Source organism: Pandoraea cepalis (assembly GCF_902459665.1).
GTDB classification, from domain to species: Bacteria; Pseudomonadota; Gammaproteobacteria; order Burkholderiales; family Burkholderiaceae; genus Pandoraea; species Pandoraea cepalis.
In genome coordinates, this window is sequence record NZ_CABPSL010000001.1 from 322,317 (window position 1) to 341,256 (window position 18,940).

General features: G+C 64.2%; 15 protein-coding genes, 1 pseudogene and 1 riboswitch. Of the genes and pseudogenes, 9 read left to right on the top strand and 7 right to left on the bottom strand.

Features of this window, described 5'->3' with window-relative positions; translation table 11 throughout:
- Window positions 1-12 precede the first annotated feature (12 nt).
- Window positions 13-1,131 (top strand): nickel/cobalt efflux protein RcnA, encoded by a 1,119-nt coding sequence (locus tag PCE31106_RS01445; protein WP_150562143.1) that lies wholly within the window; start codon window positions 13-15, stop codon window positions 1,129-1,131.
- Between the two features lie 312 nt (window positions 1,132-1,443).
- Window positions 1,444-2,541, top strand: a complete 1,098-nt coding sequence (locus tag PCE31106_RS01450) for a saccharopine dehydrogenase family protein (RefSeq protein WP_174974911.1) — start codon at window positions 1,444-1,446, stop codon at window positions 2,539-2,541.
- An 88-nt stretch (window positions 2,542-2,629) separates the two neighbouring features.
- Here PCE31106_RS01450 and PCE31106_RS01455 read toward each other — a convergent pair whose 3' ends face one another.
- The 4 genes from PCE31106_RS01455 to PCE31106_RS01470 all read right to left on the bottom strand — a co-directional run bounded on the left by PCE31106_RS01455 (window position 2,630) and on the right by PCE31106_RS01470 (window position 7,877).
- Window positions 2,630-3,706 carry a porin gene (locus tag PCE31106_RS01455; RefSeq protein WP_017235732.1) on the bottom strand — a complete coding sequence of 359 codons (1,077 nt, stop codon included), beginning with the start codon at window positions 3,704-3,706 and terminating at the stop codon, window positions 2,630-2,632.
- Between the two features lie 99 nt (window positions 3,707-3,805).
- Entirely contained in the window at window positions 3,806-4,876 is a 1,071-nt protein-coding gene (locus tag PCE31106_RS01460) for an ABC transporter ATP-binding protein (RefSeq protein ID WP_150562145.1), read from the bottom strand.
- Window positions 4,869-6,632, bottom strand: a complete 1,764-nt coding sequence (locus tag PCE31106_RS01465) for an ABC transporter permease (RefSeq protein WP_150562146.1) — start codon at window positions 6,630-6,632, stop codon at window positions 4,869-4,871. Before PCE31106_RS01465 ends, PCE31106_RS01460 begins: the two co-directional genes overlap by 8 nt.
- 168 nt (window positions 6,633-6,800) lie before the next feature.
- Complete coding sequence (locus tag PCE31106_RS01470; protein WP_437343786.1) at window positions 6,801-7,877, bottom strand: ABC transporter substrate-binding protein; 1,077 nt, start codon at window positions 7,875-7,877, stop codon at window positions 6,801-6,803.
- A gap of 170 nt (window positions 7,878-8,047) precedes the next feature.
- Between PCE31106_RS01470 and PCE31106_RS01475 the strand changes: the two genes are divergently transcribed.
- The 3 genes and pseudogenes from PCE31106_RS01475 to PCE31106_RS01485 all read left to right on the top strand — a co-directional run.
- Entirely contained in the window at window positions 8,048-8,737 is a 690-nt protein-coding gene (locus PCE31106_RS01475) for a response regulator (RefSeq protein ID WP_150562148.1), read from the top strand.
- A 24-nt stretch (window positions 8,738-8,761) separates the two neighbouring features.
- On the top strand, window positions 8,762-10,204 hold the full coding sequence (locus tag PCE31106_RS01480; RefSeq protein WP_150562149.1) for a sensor histidine kinase: 1,443 nt from the start codon (window positions 8,762-8,764) through the stop codon (window positions 10,202-10,204).
- Window positions 10,205-10,319: 115 nt separating this feature from the next.
- Window positions 10,320-11,477, top strand: a pseudogene (locus PCE31106_RS01485) (cysteine desulfurase family protein); the annotation flags it as partial.
- Between the two features lie 51 nt (window positions 11,478-11,528).
- Here the strand turns inward: PCE31106_RS01485 and PCE31106_RS01490 are convergent.
- Entirely contained in the window at window positions 11,529-12,122 is a 594-nt protein-coding gene (locus PCE31106_RS01490; protein ID WP_150562151.1) for a hypothetical protein, read from the bottom strand.
- Between the two features lie 12 nt (window positions 12,123-12,134).
- Entirely contained in the window at window positions 12,135-12,695 is a 561-nt protein-coding gene (locus PCE31106_RS01495; protein WP_150562152.1) for a restriction endonuclease, read from the bottom strand.
- Window positions 12,696-12,850: 155 nt separating this feature from the next.
- Window positions 12,851-12,929, top strand: a riboswitch (Fluoride riboswitch).
- Between the two features lie 106 nt (window positions 12,930-13,035).
- On the opposite strand from PCE31106_RS01495, the gene PCE31106_RS01500 reads away from it, so the two are divergent.
- On the top strand, window positions 13,036-14,373 hold the full coding sequence (locus PCE31106_RS01500) for a voltage-gated chloride channel family protein (RefSeq protein ID WP_150562153.1): 1,338 nt from the start codon (window positions 13,036-13,038) through the stop codon (window positions 14,371-14,373).
- Here the strand turns inward: PCE31106_RS01500 and PCE31106_RS01505 are convergent.
- Window positions 14,370-15,320 (bottom strand): DUF72 domain-containing protein, encoded by a 951-nt coding sequence (locus tag PCE31106_RS01505; protein ID WP_150562154.1) that lies wholly within the window; start codon window positions 15,318-15,320, stop codon window positions 14,370-14,372. The two genes, PCE31106_RS01500 and PCE31106_RS01505, sit on opposite strands and share 4 nt — an antisense overlap.
- A gap of 166 nt (window positions 15,321-15,486) precedes the next feature.
- On the opposite strand from PCE31106_RS01505, the gene PCE31106_RS01510 reads away from it, so the two are divergent.
- From PCE31106_RS01510 to PCE31106_RS01520, 3 genes are all read left to right on the top strand, one after another.
- A complete protein-coding gene (locus PCE31106_RS01510; RefSeq protein ID WP_150562155.1) occupies window positions 15,487-17,571 on the top strand; it encodes an ATP-dependent helicase in 2,085 nt (694 codons plus the stop codon).
- Between the two features lie 230 nt (window positions 17,572-17,801).
- Window positions 17,802-18,572 (top strand): bestrophin-like domain, encoded by a 771-nt coding sequence (locus PCE31106_RS01515; protein ID WP_174974913.1) that lies wholly within the window; start codon window positions 17,802-17,804, stop codon window positions 18,570-18,572.
- Between the two features lie 66 nt (window positions 18,573-18,638).
- Window positions 18,639-18,920 carry a DUF1653 domain-containing protein gene (locus PCE31106_RS01520; RefSeq protein ID WP_150562157.1) on the top strand — a complete coding sequence of 94 codons (282 nt, stop codon included), beginning with the start codon at window positions 18,639-18,641 and terminating at the stop codon, window positions 18,918-18,920.
- The last annotated feature ends 20 nt before the right edge of the window (window positions 18,921-18,940 follow it).

Sequence of the window (18,940 nt, forward strand, 5' to 3'; positions counted from 1 at the left end):
ACCTTCTCCGACATGGCCGACTTCGCCAACCTACTTCAGCAGGGTAACGCGTGGCTTTTCATCCCCAGCGCAATCTTGCTCGGGGCGCTCCACGGACTGGAGCCTGGACATTCCAAGACGATGATGGCCGCGTTCATCGTGGCTATTCGCGGCACGATTGGGCAAGCGGTGTTGCTCGGCCTGTCCGCGACGGTGTCGCACACGGCGGTCGTTTGGGGCGTGGCGTTGGGCGGCTTGTATCTCGGCCGGAATTGGGACGCGCAAGCGACCGAACCGTACTTTCAGATCGCCTCGGCGGTGCTGATCGTTGCCGTCGCCTGCTGGATGGTCTGGCGCACCTGGCGCGACCAACATCACCACGACCACCACCACGGTCATGACCACAGCCACGACCATGATCACGATGAGACGCGGGTCATCGATACGGGGCACGGTCTGGTCCGTCTGGCGATCTTCGAGGAGGGCGTGCCTCCGCGCTTTCGTTTATCCCGCCAAGGACATCACGGCCAGGATTGGGCGGCGGAGAACGTGCGAATCGAGACCGAGCGTCCGGGAGGTGCCAAGCAAACGTTCACGTTTGTGCCGCGTGACGGGTATCTCGAATCTGTCGAAGAGATTCCGGAGCCTCACGCGTTCACGGCGCGCCTGCTGCTGGAGCATGGCTTCCATCGTCATGGCTACGATGTCGAGTTCACGGAGCACGATCATTCGCATGGCGGCCTGGACGTGGCTTCGGACGACTACCAGGACGCCCACGAGCGGGCGCACGCCGACGATATCAAACGCCGCTTCGCGAATCGGGACGTCACGACCGGGCAGATCGTGATGTTCGGTCTGACGGGCGGACTGGTGCCATGCCCGGCGTCGATTACGGTGCTGCTGCTTTGCCTTCAACTCAAAAAGTTCGCCCTGGGGGCGGGACTGGTGCTGTGCTTCAGCATTGGACTGGCGCTCACCATGGTGGCCTCCGGCACGCTCGCCGCGCTCAGCGTCAAACACGTGTCCAGACGGTGGAGCGGCTTCGGCGAGTTCGCGCGCAAGGCGCCCTATTTCTCCAGCGCCCTGATCGTAATGGTCGGCTTGTATGTGGGCTACCAGGGGTATCTCGGCTTGGCGACAGCGACTCACTGACACACCGTGTATCGGCGATCGGCGGGCACCGTGCCCGCCCGAGTCCCCTCCTTCCCCATTCCTCCGAGCAGCTCATTGCGTGAATGCCGAGCCGGCCCACGTTTCTTATGGCCGCGGCCCACAGCATCGCAGTTCGTCATGATGTTCGTCATTTCGGCAGATAAGTCATGAATTTCGACGAAATGACGCTACATTTCATCCGACACTCTCCCTAGAATGGATGTGGCGGTGCTTGCACAAACGTCGAAGCCGTCGATTCGGCGTGACGCTGGCCAGCCCTGCCGTTCGACGTTTCCATTCGAGGGGAAGACCATGAAGAAGATCGCCTTGCTTGGCGCGGGACACATCGGCCAGACCATTGCGCGCTTGTTGCACGATAGCGGCGACTACCGGGTCACGGTTTTCGACCGCAACGCGCAGGCGGCTGCCGTGGTGCGCAACCATGCCCACACGTTCGTCGAACTGACGGGATGCGATACCGGCTCGCTGCAACGGGCCATCTCGGGCCATGATGCCGTCGTCAATGCGCTCCCCTACACCATGGCCACGAGCGCCGCGACGGCCGCCGTCGCAGCAGGGTGCCACTACTTCGATCTGACCGAGGACGTGGCCGCAACGCACGCGATCCAGCAGTTGGCCGAGGGCGCGTCGACCGTGCTGATGCCGCAATGCGGCCTGGCCCCCGGATTCATCGCCATCGCGGCCCATCATCTCGCGGCCACCTTCGATCAGGTCGACTCCGTGAAGATGCGTGTCGGCGCGTTACCGGCATTTCCTACCAACTCGCTCAAGTACAACCTGACGTGGAGCGTCGACGGGCTCATCAACGAGTACTGCCAGCCGTGCGAAGCGATTCGCGACGGGGTCAGACTGAGCGTACAGCCGCTGGAGGATCTGGAGCACTTTTCGCTGGATGGCGTGGAGTACGAAGCGTTCAACACGTCGGGCGGAGTGGGCACGCTATGCGAGACCCTCAGCGGACGCGTACGCGATCTCGATTACAAGTCCGTGCGCTATCCGGGCCACGGCGCGTTGATGAAGGTACTGCTCAACGAACTGCGCCTCAAGGACGATCAGGAAACGATCAAGACGATCCTCAAGCGCGCGGTGCCGAGCACCCTGCAGGACGTGGTGCTGATCTTCGTGGTCGTGAGCGGCCTTCGCCGCGGCGTGCTGACGCAGGAAGTCTTCGCGCGGAAGATCTTCGCCGAGCGCAACAATGGACACAGCGCCAGCGCGATCCAGATCACGACGGCGTCGGCCATCTGCGCGGCGCTCGACATGTTCGTCAGCGGGCAGTTGCCGCAACGTGGCTTCGTGCGTCAGGAACAGATTGCCCTGGCAAACTTCCTGGCGAATCGGTTCGGCCAGGTCTACGCACACTCGACGCATATTGAATCCCTCTCCTGACGCCAGAGAGTGATCGCCTGAAAAAAACACGACGACCCGGCAAGCGGTTTACCCACCACTGGCGCCGGGCCGTCGTCGAGGAAAAGCGTTAGAAGCGATGCTGGATGCCAGCCGTGACGCCGACCTGCGTGTCGGCCGCACCGGTCAGGTCACGCGACAGGCTCACGTTCTGGCCATGTTTGGCGAACGCGTAACCGCCAGACAGGTACAGCGCCGTGCGCTTGGACATCGCGTACTGCGCGCGCAGCGAGATCAGCGTCGGATCTGCGTCGCTCGCGTCCTTGATGTTCTGATGGTAGATCGCGCCATACAACGTGAATGCCGGCGTGAAGTCATAGGACCCGCCCAGCCAGTACATGTCGCTGCGCAGCGACGCAGTGCCCGCCGTCACAAACGTCTTCTTGTAGTTCCGGTAGCCCGCCATCACTTTCGCATGGCCAAAGCGATAGCTCGCGCCGGCATGAATTCCCTGGATGTAGTCGGTCGTGTCGGCCGGCGCGACGCTGCTGCCCGCGCCGTTCTGCCGGTCGTACGTGGCGACGAGCGCAAGCGGGCCGTTCTCGTACCCGACAGCGAAGTCATACTTCGACGATGTCTTTGTGCTACCCGCCACGTTGCCGAAGCCATACAACGCGCCGAGCTTGAACCCGTTGAACTCACCGTCGTAACGCACGGCGTTGGCCGAGCGCGAGAACAGTCCATCCTTGCGTGCGCCGGTGGCCGTGGCGCTGGTCGCCCACGAGTAGTTCGGCGCGTAGCCCATCGGATCGAACTGAAGCATGTAGTCGTACGTCGTCGTGAATGTACGACCGAGCGTGACCTGGCCCCATTGTTTGTGCTTGAGCCCAACCACCGCACGACGATCGAAGATCGCGCCGGGGCCATCGTCGAACTGACCGTTGACGATGCTGATGCCGCTCTCGAGCTGGAAGATGGCCTTGAGGTCGCCGCCAAGGTCTTCGCTGCCCTTGAAGCCGAAGCGCGACGTATTCTTGCCGCCGGAAACGGCGCGTGCCGCGCCACCGGCGTCGCTGGCGTGATTCACATATTCCACCCCGGCGTCCATGATCCCGTAGATCGTCACGTTCGATGCCGCGTGCGTCAGGCCGGCATTGAGCATGCCGACAGCGCTCAATGCGGCCAGACCGATACTGCTTATTTTCATGGGTGTCTCCTCTCTTCTGTTTCTCGTGGTGTTGCGCGGGAGAGCGCCCGCGCGTCGCGTGAAAAGCAGGGGGCGCGCTGACGCGGCGGCGTGCCCGTGTCAGGCTTGCGCCTGCGCGAAGGCCCAACAATCGTTCGCCGGAAATTCCACCCAGTGATGGCCCGGCTCGCGTGCCATCTGGCCGAACGCCCGGAAGCGCAGCGATCCGCAATGGAACAGGTACTCCCAGCGGTCGCCGAGATACATCGACGTGACGAGCTGTGCGCTCACGCGGTTTTGGCCCGGGCCGTCGGCCACCTGCACGCGCTCCAGGCGAATGACAGCCTGCGCGTCCTGTCCCGGTGCGAGCGTGTCGCGCGCCCGGGCTTGCAGGGCGAAGCCATCGCCTGCGAGCGTGACGAGATCGCCGTCGACGGCGCTCACCGTCGCATCGATCCGGTTGTTGCTGCCCATGAATTCCGCCGTGTACAGCGAGCGCGGCGCGCCGTAGAGTTCGGCGGGCGAGCCCTCCTGCTCGATGCGTCCGTTGCGCAGCAGCAGGATCCGATCCGACATCGCCATGGCCTCTGTCTGATCGTGCGTAACGCACAGCGCCGACAAGCCGAGCGAGACGATCAGCTCGCGCAGCCACGCACGCGCTTCTTCGCGCAACTTGGCGTCGAGGTTCGAGAGCGGTTCGTCGAGCAGAATGACGGGCGGGTTGTAGACCAGCGCACGCGCAATGGCCACGCGCTGCTGCTGTCCGCCCGAGAGCTGGAACGGAAAGCGCGCCGCCAGATGACCGAGGCCAAGCTGGTCGAGTGCGTTCTGCACGCGCTCGCGCCGCTCCGCCGCACCGACCTTACGCAGCTTCAGACCATAGCCAACGTTGTCCGCGACGGTGCGATGCGGCCACAGCGCGTACGACTGGAACACCAGGCCGAGCGAGCGTTGCTCGACAGGGCAGTCGATGCCCTGTGCGCCGTCGAAGAAGACCTGATCGTCGAGCGCGATGCGGCCTTGCGACGGCTGTTCGAGCCCCGCCACCGCGCGCAGCAACGTGGTCTTGCCGCTACCCGACGCGCCGAGCAGACACACGACTTCACCCGCTTTGAGTTCGAACGACACGCCTTTGAGGATGGGGTTGGCGCCGTAGCTCAGAAAGAGGTTGTCGACGATGAGCTTATCCATGCAATTTGACTCCGAAGCGCAATGCCACGCCCAGACCGGCGCCGACCATCGCGATGTTGATGACAGAGAGCGCGGCGACCTGATCGACCGCGCCGGTCGCCCACAGCGACACGAGCAGCGAGCCGATGACTTCCGTGCCCGGCGAGAGCAAATAGACGGCGGTCGAATACTCGCGCTCGAAGATCATGAAGATGAGCAGCCACGCGGCGAGCAGACCGAAGCGCACGAGCGGCAGGGTGACGTCGAGGCTCACGCGGCTGCGCGTGGCGCCGACACTTCGTCCGGCCTCCTCCAGCTCCGGGCCGACCTGGAGCAGCGCGCTCTGGATGAGGCGCATGCCGTAGGCGAGCCACACGACCGTATAGGCCACCCAGATGCTCCACATCGAATTCTTGAGTTCGCGCAGTCCGGGCACGAACAGAAAGATCCACAGGAAGGCCAGACCGGCGAGCAGGCCCGGCACGGCGCGCGGCAGCAGCACGAGATAGTCGAGCAGCTTCGTGGCCCAGTCGTTGCGTCGGTGGCCGGCGAATGCCACGAGCGAGTAGAAGCCCACCGCGATGGCGCCGCCGATCACGCCGATGCCCAGCGTGTTGAGAATGGCGCGCACGAGATTGTCTTGCTCGAAGAGCTCGGTGAAGTTTGCGAGCGTGAGCACGTCGCTCAGAACCACGCCTTCACCCCAATGCGTGACGAACGAGCGCAGCACGATGCCCGAGATCGGCACGAAGACCGTCACCAGCAGCCAGGCACCGACGATCGCCAGCGCGACCCAACGCCACACGCCCAGCGGCAGCACGGTCTGACGCCCCGCCTTGCCCTTGACGGTCACGTACTTGTTCGCGCGCTTGAGCAGGTGACGTTGCAGCAGCACGAGCGGAAAGGTGATCGCGACGATGCACATCGCCACCGCTGCCATCAGGTGATATGACGGCACACCGAGCTTGTTGGTGAGCTTGTACAGATATGTCGCCAGCACGAGGTGACCTTCAGGATCGCCCAGGACGAGCGGCAAACCGAAGACCTCGAAGCCGAGGAAGAAGACGAGCACGCCAGCGAAGAGCAGGGCGGGCAGGGTCATCGGCAGGCTGACGTCGAGCGCCACCCGGAACGGGCGTGCCCCTGCCACGCGGGCCGCCTCTTCCACGTCGGAGCCGAGATTGCGGAGTGCGGCCGACGAGTAGAGGTAGACGTGCGGCACATGCGTGAGGCCGACGATCACGGTGATCGCGAAGATCGAGTAGATCGACCAGGGCGCGTCGAGACCGGTGAGTTCGCGGAACCACACGGCGTAGAAGCCGACGGGGCCGGCGGCCACGACATAGCCGAAGGCGAGCACCATCGGCGAGACGAACACCGGCGTGAGCAGCAGCGGTTCGAGCCAGCGACGCCCCGGCAAATCGGTGCGCACCATGAGGAAGGCGAGAATGCCGCCGAGCGGGATCGAAATGAACAGCATCCCGAACGCGATGATGAACGAGTTCTTCACCGCCGACCAGAAGTCGGGGTCGGCAAAGACGAAGCGATAGCCGTCGAGACCGAACGTGCGGTTGGCATCGAAGAACGGGGCCGAGAGCAGGCTCTGCACGACGATGAACGACAGCGGCAGCATCACGGCAACGGTGAGCACGGCGATGACCAGCCAGCGCGACGTGGTCGCGAGTGCACGCCAGGGTGTTGTGCCGTGAGGTGTCGCCCCGGCAGGGGGACGACCGGCAGGCACCGCAGAGCGGTCAGCGGTAGAAGATGACAGCATGAGGGTCTCCCTGCACCCCGCGGGGCGCATATCGAGAAAGGCTTGGGGAGAGGCAGGCCGCCGATGCGGCCGCCGGACTTAAGGGTGTTGCCGGTGACGCGATGACCGCGGGGCGGGGGCGCCCCGTCGTGTCACGTCAGCCATGAAGCGCGCGCGACAGCATGCCGCTCAGCGCTTGATGGACTGCTGCCAGCGCTTGAGGAATTCAAGACGCTTGGACTGATCGAGGTAGACGAGCAGGCCCGCACCGATCGGGATCGGCTTGAGCGCCGAGCCGAGTTGTTGCGTGAGGTTCGCCATCGACGTCTCGCCGTCGACGTCCGCTCGAATCGAGAACAGGTTGGCCTGATTAGCGAGCAGGGTCTGGCCACGCTTCGAGAGCAGGTAGTCGACCCAGAGCCTGGCCGCGTTCGAATGCCTGGCCTTCTTCGAAATCATGACGAGACGGCTCACCACCTGCGTGTAGTCGCGCGGATAAACGTAGCCGATGGACGGGTCCTTCTTCGCCTTGGCAAACGCGTAGGAGCCGAGGATGTTGTAGCCGATCAGGTTCTCGCCCGACGAGATGCGCTCCATCATCGCGCCGGTGCTCGATTGCAGCTTCGGGTTAAGCGCGCCGAAAGCGGCCACGAGTTCCCATGTCACCTCCGGGTTCACGCGGGCGTCCTGCGTCAGGTAGTTGAAGCCCACGCCCGACTTTTCGATATCGTAGGTCGTGACCTTGCCCTTGAACTTGGCCGGGTTCGCGTGCAGCAGCTTGATCAGTTCTATGCGCGTCTGCGGTACCTCGTTCGCCGGCAACAATCGCTTGTTGTAGACGATGGCGAGCGGCTCGTACGTTGTGCCGTAGGCCTGCTTCTGATACTGCGCCCATTGTGGAATGTGAGTGGATTCGGGCGATTCGTAGCTCGCCGTCATGCCGTCGTTCACCAGCTTGACCTGAAGGTCCATCGCGGAACTCCAGAGCACGTCGGCGCTGGTACTGTCGGCCGCGCTCTCGCTGATGTAGCGGTTGTACAGCTCGGTGCTGTTCATGTCGTTGTATTCGACCTTCACACCGTACTGCGACTCAAAGTCCTTGATGAGCGGACGCACGAGCGCCGTATCCGTCACGGAGTACACGATGAGCTTGCCTTCCTTCCTGGCCGCGTCGACCGTGGCCTGATAGTTCGCCGGATAGCCGGCGGGCACCTGCGCATGGGCTGCGGGCATAGCGGCTGCGAAGAGCGCTGCGGTCGCGACCATCGCGCCAAGCGATTGCTGTTGCTTCATGTCATCCTCCGGAAGACCCCTTGAATGGGTTTGTCGTTTTCGTGTGGCGCATGGTAATTTGCCGAAACTTTCAATTCGCTTTCGATTTCGTATCGAAGCGGGCCCAAGCCCCCTTTTTTGGGTCATGGATTTCCCTAGGTCTCATGCGCATCCTGCTTGTCGAAGACAATCCGAGTCTGGCCAAATCGCTCTCCGAGGCGTTGACGCAGGCGCACTTCGCCGTCGATTGCATGCACGACGGCGAGGCTGCCGACCACGTGTTGCGCACGCAGGAGTATTCGCTCGTGATTCTCGATCTGGGGCTGCCGCGACTGGACGGCCTGGAAATTCTGCGACGACTGCGCGCGCGCCGTAACCGCGTGCCCGTGCTGATTCTTACGGCGCATGGCTCGCTCGAAGATCGCGTGAAGGGCCTCAACCTCGGGGCCGACGATTATCTTTCAAAACCGTTCGAACTCGATGAGCTGGAAGCACGCGCTCGTGCGTTGATCCGCCGTGCCCAGCATCACGAAAGCGCCGATGTGGTGTGCGGGCCGCTGGTGTTCGATGGCGTTGAGCGCAGCTTCCGTCTCGGCGGCGAACTGCTGGCGCTCACCAAGCGCGAGCGGGCCGTGCTCGAAGTGCTGATCGTGCGTGGCGGACGTGCGATCAACAAGGAAGCGCTCTCGGAGAAGCTCTTCGGCATCGATGAATCCGTGAATCCAGACGCCATCGAAATTTACGTCTACCGCTTGAGAAAGAAGCTCGAAGGCAGCGGCGTGGCGATCGTCACGCTGCGCGGACTGGGCTATCTGCTCGAAGCGAAGTCGGACGCGGCACCGCCTGCCGCATGATCCGCGCGTCTGACGTCGCCCTCCATGTCGCAACCTAACCTTCGCCGTCAACTGGCACTCTGGCTATTATTCCCGCTGCTTGGGTTGCTCGCGCTCGATACCTGGCTGACCTATCAGCGCGCGATGAGCGCGGCCAATTCGGCGTTCGACCGGTCGCTGGAGTTTTCGATCAAGTCGATTCGCGAGGGCACACAACTGATCGACGGAGAAGTGCAGGTCAATCTGCCGTATCTCGCGCTGGAGATGTTCGAATCGGATCGCGGCGGCAAGATTTATTACGTGATTCGTGAAGCGGGCGGCCGCGCGGTGACGGGCTATCACGATCTGCCGATGCCTCCCGGACGACTCGTGCCCGGGCCATATCACGCCGTGTTCTACGACGCCACGTATCGCGGCGAGACGCTGCGCATGGGGGCACTGCAACTGCCCGTGCATGACGTGCCGAACGCGCAGACGCGTGTTGTGTGGATCGTCGTGGGTGAGACGACGGAGTCTCGCCACGAACTGGCGCGTCAGATTCTTACGGGCGCGCTGCAGCAGGAGGTGCTGCTCGTTGTGTTGGCGCTTGCCATCGTCTGGCTGGGCGTGACGCGTGGGCTGCGGCCGCTGAATCGGCTGTCCGCCAAGGTGGCGGCGCGCGATGAAGACGACACGACGCCGCTCGACAATGTCGATCTGCCGACCGAGGTCAAGCCGCTCGTCGAATCCATCAATCAGTATGTGGGCCGCGTGGGCCGCATGCAGGCCTCGCGGCAACGGTTCTTCGCCGACGCGGCGCACCAGTTGAAAACCCCGCTCGCCATCATTCAGGCAGAGTCCGAACTCACGCTCAGGGAATCGCTCAGTGCCGGGGCGCGTGAGCGTGTGGAGCGACTCAACCATGCGGTGAAGCAGGCTGCGAAGAGCGTTCGGCAATTGCTGTCGCTGTCGCGTCTGGAGGCGGAAGGCGGCCCGCCGGTGGCGATGGTGCCGCTACGGCTGGACGATTTGGCGCGCAGCGTGGCCCTCGACTGGTCGCCGGTGGCGCGCTCGCGCGGGATCGATCTGGGCTTTGAGCATGACGGGCCGGTGCCGGTGGTGGCGCAGCGCGAGTTGCTGTCCGAGTTGTGCGGCAATCTCATCGATAACGCCATTCGTTATGCCGGCGACGGTGCTGTCATTACGGTGCGCACCTGGTGTGATGGCGATGTGCCGGTGCTGCAAGTCAGCGACAACGGCCCCGGCATTCCCGAGTGCGAGCGTGAGGCGGTGTTCGAGCGCTTCTATCGCCGCGAGCACGATGGGTCGGCCCCGCAAGCGGTCCAGACTGCGGATGGTTCCGGGCTGGGACTTGCCATCGTCAGGGAAATCGTTCGGATGCATCGTGCCGATGTGTCGCTCGGCGATGCGCCCGGTGGCGGACTCGAGGTGACGGTGCGATTCCCAGCCAGTGACGGCGCTCACTCACGCCTGGAAGGAAATTCCTGATTTCGTCATATTTTGGGATGAGATTTGCCTGAAACGTCCGGTCAACGGGGGATTTCGCAAGCCTTTTCTCGTTTGTGGCGCGTACGATCGATGCACTTTTTATCCGAGGCCGATCATGCGCGAGAGAGAACCGCTCCATTACTTCGATTACGCGGCCACGACGCCGGCGGATGCCGCCGTAATTGCCGCAATGGCCGATTGTCTCGGCGTGGACGGTGTCTTCGGTAACCCAGCCTCCAGTTCGCATGCGGCGGGCGTGAGTGCGCGCCGTCTGGTGGAGCGCTCGCGGGGCCAGGTGGCGGCACTCATTGGTGCCGAGGCGGCCGAGATCGTGTGGACGTCCGGCGCGACCGAATCGAACAATCTCGCACTCAAAGGCTATGCGGAACGCGGGCAGTCGCGCGCACATTTCGTGACGAGCGCGCTCGAACACAAGGCGATTCTCGACACGATGGCGTGTCTGGCATCGCGCGGCGCATCCGTCACGTATCTGACGCCGTCGGCCACCGGCGAGATCACCGCCGATGCCGTGGCGGCGGCACTGCGGCCCGACACCGGACTGGTGTCGGTCATGCTCGTCAATAACGAACTCGGCACGCTGACCGACGTGGCGGCCGTCGCGAAGGTGGTGCATGCGGCTGGGGCGTTGCTGCATGTCGATGCGGCGCAGGCGCTTGGCAAGACCCCCATCGACGTCAAGGCGATGGGCATCGACCTGATGTCGATGTCGGCGCACAAGGTCTACGGCCCCAAGGGCATCGGTGCCCTATACGTGCGCCAGGATGTCATGACGCGCATCGCCCCGCAGATGCATGGCGGCGGTCACGAGCGAGGCCTGCGCTCCGGCACGCTGGCGACGCATCAGATCGTCGGCATGGGCACCGCATGCGAACTCGCCATGCAGGCCATGACGACCGACAACGCGCACATCGCGCAACTGAGTCGCCGCCTGCTCGATGGTGTGCTGGGACTCGGTGACATTGTGCACAACGCCGCGACGGCGCAGCGTATCCCTCATACGTTGAGCTTGACGGTGCGACATCCGGGTTTCGCTACGTTCATGCTCAACGGCAAGCTGGCCGTGTCGTCGACGTCGGCCTGCAACTCGGCGTCGGGGCAGCCGTCTCACGTGCTGAGTGCCATTGGTCTCGACAACGATGCCGCGAGCCGCACGGTGCGTGTGAGCCTCGGGCGCTTTACGACCGAAGCGTCGGTCGATTTCGCGACGGCGTGCTTCGAGCGCGTCGTCGGTCAGTGCCGGGCGTTGGCGGCCTGAGGGCGCGTGTGCCTAACAAGCGGTGACGCGGGCGAACGCGTCGGCGAGTCAGTACGACCCGGTCGGCTGCGACAGGTCGTGATGCCAGGCAGCGTCCCAGTCGTTGTCACGGAGGTAGGGCTTGGCGTCGAGCTTGGCGATGCGCGCAAGAATTCGCTGCGCCGTCGGCGTCGCGCGCAGCAAAGCACGGGTGGTGTCGTCGAGATGGGCGATGATGTCCGCCACCGAGCTGCCGGCTTCGCCGACGGCCCGCTCGGGATCGTAGCTGCCCATCAAGTGCAGGAAATCGGTCGCTCGCTCGCCAAAGACTGCGGTGAAGATTTCCGGCGTTTCGAACAGCATCACCAACAGTGTCGGTGAGACGACCTCGATTTCGAATTGCTGCTTCGGTGCCGACAACATCAACCTTTCCTCCGCATACACCTCCAGATCGCTGATCAGCACGGGATTCGTCGTGTGGGCGTCGCGGATGAGCAGCGCCTGAAGGGGGTGTGTAGCGAGGACGTTCCTGGCGGTTGCCGGCGCATCACTGAGCGGCGACGGGAAAAAGAAGTGCGACGACGCGGAAATTTCGGGGGGCAGCCACGCGTTCAGAAAGTTCACGCTGTCCCGTGAGGGACAAATGATGTTCCGCATTTCCATCTGACTGTCTCCTTAGGTCGAACATTTCGTGAGGTGCTTGCCTTCCTCGACGCAGATTCGGAATTTGCGCTGCAGGGTCTGCGTGAAGTTTCGTCGATGGACACAGCGATCGATATCGTCGCCGGTCCAGCAAAGGATGGTCGCCGGTTTGGTGAAATTGACCCGTTGTTCCGCCGCTTCGGTGTATTCGCCGCTGGCGAACAGGCACCCGATCAGCGCGGCGGGACGGCGCGTCAGCTTCGCCTGGAGCGTTGCAATCGGGTCGGCGCCGATGCGCCGTTTGGTTCGACTGGAGGGGGCCGAATAGTCCTTGCATTCGACCATGGCCGCGATGCCCGCGGCGTAGATCACGCCGTCGATCTGCTCGAGGATCTTCTCATCGACGAACTTGACCGTATACGGCCACCTCACCGTCGCGCCGCCCAGCTCGAACCCCTTCAGTACGAGATATTCCAGCGCCTTGCCCGCGTCCCATCCAGGCGTGGCGCAGCGCTGGATGTCGCGCCACAACCCGGTGACGTCGTCCCAGTCGTACCCCCTGACGCGTTCGATGTATTCGCTGTCCGCTGCCATACCCGCTCTCCGTGAACCGGACACCGATTCTAGCGATGCGAGCGGCGGCGAAACGTCAATGCGCCGATTTATCGGAATGCGCCGATCCGGTTCGGCATTTCGGCGCAGCGAATGTCACGCATTGTGAGGGCTCGTGCTTCCTGATAGGATGTCGGCTGCTTCACGGAGATGGCATACCTCCGGCGTTCGTTGCGCAAACCGCCCCTCCCCGGGGCTGATGATGCCTGCAAGATCCTGGCGTGCCGGGAGGTTGCGGGCTATGCGCGCGAGCGTTTCTCTCATTCTCGGTAGTGTTCAGGCAATTTGTCGAGGGCGTCGCTCGTCCCCCCTGTTGGACACCATGAAGATGTTTCAAGACTCTCCCTTGCGCGACTTGTTCGGCGTGCTGCCGCGCGCGGCACGCGCCAGTTCGCTCGCGGCGCTTGTCGGTATCATGGCCGGCAGTGCATCGGCCCTGTTTCTTGTCGCGCTGGATCTCGCGACCGAGACGCGTCTGGCTCACCCGTGGCTGCTCGGGCTGCTGCCCATCGCCGGCTTCGCGGTGGGCTGGCTCTATTTGCGGCTCGGCGCGAGCGTCGAAGCCGGCAACAATCTGCTGATCGACGAGATTCACGACCCGCGGCGTGTCGTGCCGTTGCGCATGGCGCCGCTGGTGCTGTTCGGCACGGTTGTCACGCATCTGGTCGGCGGGTCCGCCGGGCGCGAGGGCACGGCCGTGCAGATGGGCGGCGCGCTGGCCGATCAGCTCACGCACGTCTTTCGTCTGTCCGGTGAGCAGCGTCGTGTGCTGCTGATGTCGGGCATCGCCGCAGGCTTCGCCTCGGTTTTCGGCACGCCGCTCGCCGGCGCCGTGTTCGGCCTGGAGGTGCTCGCCATCGGACGCCTGCGCTACGACGCCCTGTTGCCGTGCCTCGTCGCGGCGCTCGTGGGCGACGCGGTTACGCGCGCCTGGGGTGTGCATCACACCGTGTACACGATTGCGCCTGGCGCGTTCGCCGCGTCGATGTCGATCACCGGGGCGCTCAGTGCCGCCGCCGCTGGGGTATTGTGCGGACTCGCGGGGATGGCGTTCGCCCAGGCGACGCACGCCACTTCGGCCTTCATGAAGCGGCGTATCGGCTACGCTCCGCTGCGTCCATTCGCCGGCGGGCTGGTGGTCGCAGTGGCGGCCACAGTGCTGGGCACGCCGCAGTACCTCGGGTTGGGCATCCCGACCATCGTTGATGCGTTTCATACGTCGTTGCCGTGGTACGACTTTCTTGGCAAGGCGGTCTTCACCGTCGTCACGCTCGGCTCGGGCTTCAAGGGCGGGGAAGTCACGCCGCTGTTCTATATCGGCGCGACGCTGGGCAACGCCTTATCGCATGTGTTGACGTTGCCGGCGGCGGTGCTCGCAGGCGTCGGTTTTGTCGCCGTGTTCGCGGGCGCGGCCAACACGCCCATCGCCTCGACGTTGATGGCCATCGAGATTTTCGGCCCGCAGATCGGGGGCTACGCCGCGATTGCCTGCGTATTGGCGTATCTGTGCTCGGGGCACACAGGCATCTATCGCGCGCAACGCGTCGGGTCTGGCAAGCACGGAGCCGTACCGGAAGGCGCGCGACTTGGCGACCTGCCCGCATGGCGCAAGACGCTCAAGGCTGGCGCCCGGCCGACCGACGACGCGCACCGCCCCTAAACGATGCCGTGCGCAAGCGTCGTGAGCGTGCGCGCGAACGCCGACGCGTTCTTCATCCCCTGATCTTCGTGGTTCGTATTGAAGAGGACGTGCGTGTCGTCGACGGTCGCGGCCAGTCGCTGGACGCGCGCCGAGATGTCGATCAACTCGCTCGCGCTGTACTCGTAGACGAAGCGTCCCGAGGAGGCGGCGATGCCTCGTCGGTTCCAGGCGGCGGCGTTGCGGCCATGCAGACGGACGACGCACAGATCGTCGCGCGTCGTCGCCCAGACCGCAGGCACCGTGTTGTCGAATCCGTCGGGGCTGTCGACGATGGTGTGCGCCGCCCTCGTCTCGCGCAGCATGGCCAGCGTGGCGGCTTCGCGTGAGGGCGTGTCGAACCAGCTACGGTGACGAAATTCCACGGCGTGCCGTTCGCCATCGAGCCGTCGCGCGGTCTCGAAGACCAGGGCCCGCCCGGCGCGGTCGTTCTGCACCCGCGGGGAGAACTGGAAGTGAATGGCCGCCAGTCGCCCGCACTGACGCAACGGCTCGATGGCTTCGAGATAGCGTCGCCAGAGTTCGTCGCGAAGTTCCGCGGGGAGGTCGTGCGGCGCGAGCGATCCAAGCGACGCAAGCGGGTCCTCTGGCCCTGCGCTTGCGTCGTCCCCCGCACCCAGCGCCTGCGCGATATCGCGCGGCAGTGCCGCGCGCGGCGTCGTATGGCCGGTGAACGCCCGAAATGCCTTGATGTGAAAGCGAAACGACGGGGGCGTGCGTTGCGTCCAGCGCCATGCCATGGCGGCGTCGGGTAGCCGGTAGTAGCTGCTGTCGATCTCGACCAGATCGAACTGCGACGCGTAATGGCGCAGCCGCGCCTCGGGCGTATCGACGCCCGGCGGGTAGAAGCGTCCGCACGCAATGAGCGTCGGATCGGTCCAGGACGATGTGCCGGTACGAATCGTCATGAGGTAGGTGAGTGGGCCGTCAGACGGGCGACAGCCGGAATTCGTCTCAATTTTCGAAGGGACTCGATGGGCGTCGAAGCCATCGTTATAATGTATAAATATACAGTACTCGATGAGCGTACTTGCGGGCCACGGCCCGTCTTTTCGTGGCGCTCCCAGATCTCGCATGTCCGAACAGCCGACCGCCCCCGCCCGCGATCCGTGGGCCGAACTCAACGACCGCCAGCGCGAAGCCGTCGACTACGGCGTCGGTGACGATGGCGCGCCCGGCGGGCCATTGCTCGTCATCGCCGGCGCGGGCTCGGGCAAGACCAGCACGCTTGCGCATCGCGTCGCCAACCTCATCGTGCGCGGGGCCGACCCCAACCGTATCTTGTTGCTCACTTTCTCGCGTCGCGCCGCCGGCGAAATGGAGCGACGCGTGGGCGCGGTGCTGCAAAAGGTGCTGGGGCTGGCGTCGTCGCAACCGCCGTCGCTACCGTGGGCCGGCACGTTTCACGCCATTGGCGCTCGCATTCTGCGCGATGTGGCAACGCGCATCGGCCTGTCGGAAGCGTTCACTATTCACGACCGCAGCGATGCCGAGGATTTGCTGGGCCTTGCGCGCCACGACCTCGGCTTTTCCGCGACGCAGTCGCGCTTCCCGCTCAAGGGCACATGCCTCTCGATCTATTCGCGCGTGGTGAACAGTCAGGCACCGCTTGCGGAAGTGCTCGCGAAGCACTTCCCGTGGTGCGCGCAATGGGAGGCGCAGCTCAAGACGCTCTTCGGTGCCTACGTCGACGCGAAGCAAGCGCAGCACGTTCTCGATTACGACGATTTGCTGCTGTACTGGGCCGAGACGATGAGCGCGCCGGAACTCGCGCGCGAACTGGGCGAGCGCTTCGACCACGTGCTCGTCGACGAATACCAGGACACCAATCGGCTGCAGGCGCAGATCCTGCTCGCGATGAAGCCCGACGGACGCGGCCTCACCGTCGTGGGGGATGATGCGCAGTCGATTTATGCGTTCCGCGCGGCCACCATCCGGAACATCCTCGACTTTCCCGGGCAATTTGCCGGGCCCGCCCATGTGGTCACGCTCGAGCGGAATTACCGTTCGACACAACCGATTCTCGATGCGTCCAATGCCGTGATCGCCGAGTCGAACGAGCGCTACGCGAAGGCATTGTGGACCGATCGGCAATCGACACATCTGCCGCAACTCGTCAATGTGAGCGACGAGTCGGGGCAGGCCCGCTGGGTGGCGGATCAGGTGCTGGCGCAACGTGAGACCGGCACCCGATTGATGCAGCAGGCGGTGCTGTTCCGCACCGGTAGCCATAGCGCGGCGCTGGAGCTGGAACTCACACGCCGCAATATCCCGTTCGTGAAATTCGGCGGCTTGAAGTTTCTCGAAGCGGCGCACGTCAAGGATATGTTGTCGATCCTGCGTTGGGCGCACAACCCGGCCAGCCGCTTGTCGGGGTTTCGTGTGGCCCAGTTGATCCCCGGAATCGGGCCCGTGAGTGCCACCCGATTGCTCGACGCCATGTCGGCCTCCGCCATGCCCGCGCAGGTGCTCGCGGACTTCAAGCCACCGTCGGCGGCCGCTGCCGATTGGCGCGCGTTCGTCGACGTCTTCATCGCGTTGCACGACACGCGGCTGTCATGGCCGGCCGATGTCGATCTGGCGCTGCGCTGGTATGCGCCGCTGCTGACACAACGCTTCGACGACGCGGCCGTGCGCCAGGCGGACCTCGAACAGCTCGCCCGCATTGCGGGTACGTATGGGTCGCGTGAGCAGTTTCTGACCGAGTTGACCCTTGATCCTCCCGACGCCACGAGTGCGCAATCCGGCCCGCCGTTGCTTGACGAGGACTACCTGATTCTGTCGACGATCCATAGTGCGAAAGGGCAGGAGTGGCGCTCGGTCTATGTGCTCAACGTCGTCGACGGCTGCATTCCGTCCGACATGAGCACGGGCGACGACGAGGACATCGAGGAAGAGCGTCGGCTCTTGTATGTGGCGATGACGCGCGCGAAGGAATCGCTGCAATTGGTCGTGCCGCAGCGGTTTTATGTGCATCAGCAAACGGGAATGGGCGATCGCCACGTGTACGGCACGCGCAGCCGTTTCGTCTCCGACACGATGTTGCCGCTGTACGAAATTCTCCCGAAGCCGCGCGAGGGCGAGGTGCCGCGGGGGCCGGTGGGCGACGTGGCGGTGCACATCGACGTCGCTCGCAAGCTTCGCAACGCGTGGTCTTGAGCCCAAGGTTCGCGAACCAGGCACCCAGATGGCCCTTCGAGCGGGCGGCGCTGTTCGCATGCGCCCTGGCGGCCACGCATCGTCAGGTCGTCGCCAGCTTGTCGCCGGGCGCGCATCAGGTATAGTCGCCGCATCGGCGGCGGTGCAGCGCTTACCGCCGCCATGTAAGTTTCGCAAAGCTTTGTCGAGACGGATGCGGGGGAACGCGAATGCAATGGCTGGTGAACCAAATGACGTTGATGCCGACGGGGCTGCTCCTCGTCAGCATGGCCATCGGCACAGCGCTGCTCGCCGTGGTCGTCGCGTGGCTGGCGCGTGTCTGGCTGTTCGATCGATTGGCCGATCCGTCCGAGGTGCGCGGCACGGTATCCGATGTCGTCCACGGTAGCCTGCTCGCGTTCATCGTCTTCGTGCTCGCCCATGTGTTGACCGACGTGCGCGCCAACCTCGGCCATGCGGACGATCAGGCGCTGCGCGAGGCGTCGGTGGTCCGACGTCTCGATCGAGAACTCAAGGCGGTTGGCGACAGCGACGCGCAGGCGGCGCGTGTGTTGCTGCGCAGCTACGTGACGTCCGCCGTCACCGACGAATGGAAGACGTTGAGCACCGCCGACCCGGATCTGTCGCCCGTGACCGAAGCGGCATTGACGGCGTTTGTCGGGGCTACGCGTCGGGTGGTCGCGAAACACGAGGACAGCGCCAGTTCGATCCGGACCTTGCTCGATCGGTTGGAAGAGGCCCGTCAAGGACGTTTCGAAAACTCGACGAAAACCGTGCCCGACGTGTTCTGGTGGGTCATCGCGCTCTTCATGCTGGCGGCGATGGCGATGAACGGCCGGTATCCGGGTTCGTGGAAAAGTAATTTCATCATCGCGATCCACATGGGCGCGATCGGAATGGTCATCGCGTTGATCGTCAACCTCGATGAGCCGTTCCGTGGCGCTTCGGGCATCTCGCCCGCGCCACTCGCGAAATCGGTTGGGATCGCGGTGCCGCGCTGACGCGGAACTTCAACGAGCATTTTTTGCCCGACCGTATCCGGTTGTGGTCAGCAGGAGAAGAGAACGATGGTATCGAATGTGTCCGCAACGTCGGCCGAATCCACGCCGGAAATCGAGGCGTTCCGCCCGGGCGTCTACCGTCATTACAAAGGCAATTGTTATCTCGCGCTAGGTGTCGCCCGCGCCGATGAGACCGATGAGCCGGTGGTCGTCTATACGCGGCTGTACCCGCGCGAAGGGCTACCCATGAGCACCCGTCTGTTGCGCATCTGGAATGAACCGGTGGAGACGGACAGCGGTCCAGTGCCGCGCTTCACGTACATCGGCCACACGACGCCTGCTGCCTGAGCCACGTCGCCTCGCTCGCT

What these genes read in the sequence shown, in the direction of transcription:
- PCE31106_RS01445 (WP_150562143.1), top strand. Translation starts at nt 13, where the DNA reads ATGGCCGACTTCGCCAACCTACTTCAGCAGGGTAACGCGTGGCTTTTC.
- PCE31106_RS01450 (WP_174974911.1), top strand. Translation starts at nt 1,444, where the DNA reads ATGAAGAAGATCGCCTTGCTTGGCGCGGGACACATCGGCCAGACCATT.
- PCE31106_RS01455 (WP_017235732.1), bottom strand. Translation starts at nt 3,706, where the DNA reads ATGAAAATAAGCAGTATCGGTCTGGCCGCATTGAGCGCTGTCGGCATG.
- PCE31106_RS01460 (WP_150562145.1), bottom strand. Translation starts at nt 4,876, where the DNA reads ATGGATAAGCTCATCGTCGACAACCTCTTTCTGAGCTACGGCGCCAAC.
- PCE31106_RS01465 (WP_150562146.1), bottom strand. Translation starts at nt 6,632, where the DNA reads ATGCTGTCATCTTCTACCGCTGACCGCTCTGCGGTGCCTGCCGGTCGT.
- PCE31106_RS01470 (WP_437343786.1), bottom strand. Translation starts at nt 7,877, where the DNA reads ATGGTCGCGACCGCAGCGCTCTTCGCAGCCGCTATGCCCGCAGCCCAT.
- PCE31106_RS01475 (WP_150562148.1), top strand. Translation starts at nt 8,048, where the DNA reads ATGCGCATCCTGCTTGTCGAAGACAATCCGAGTCTGGCCAAATCGCTC.
- PCE31106_RS01480 (WP_150562149.1), top strand. Translation starts at nt 8,762, where the DNA reads ATGTCGCAACCTAACCTTCGCCGTCAACTGGCACTCTGGCTATTATTC.
- PCE31106_RS01490 (WP_150562151.1), bottom strand. Translation starts at nt 12,122, where the DNA reads ATGGAAATGCGGAACATCATTTGTCCCTCACGGGACAGCGTGAACTTT.
- PCE31106_RS01495 (WP_150562152.1), bottom strand. Translation starts at nt 12,695, where the DNA reads ATGGCAGCGGACAGCGAATACATCGAACGCGTCAGGGGGTACGACTGG.
- PCE31106_RS01500 (WP_150562153.1), top strand. Translation starts at nt 13,036, where the DNA reads ATGAAGATGTTTCAAGACTCTCCCTTGCGCGACTTGTTCGGCGTGCTG.
- PCE31106_RS01505 (WP_150562154.1), bottom strand. Translation starts at nt 15,320, where the DNA reads ATGACGATTCGTACCGGCACATCGTCCTGGACCGATCCGACGCTCATT.
- PCE31106_RS01510 (WP_150562155.1), top strand. Translation starts at nt 15,487, where the DNA reads ATGTCCGAACAGCCGACCGCCCCCGCCCGCGATCCGTGGGCCGAACTC.
- PCE31106_RS01515 (WP_174974913.1), top strand. Translation starts at nt 17,802, where the DNA reads ATGACGTTGATGCCGACGGGGCTGCTCCTCGTCAGCATGGCCATCGGC.
- PCE31106_RS01520 (WP_150562157.1), top strand. Translation starts at nt 18,639, where the DNA reads ATGGTATCGAATGTGTCCGCAACGTCGGCCGAATCCACGCCGGAAATC.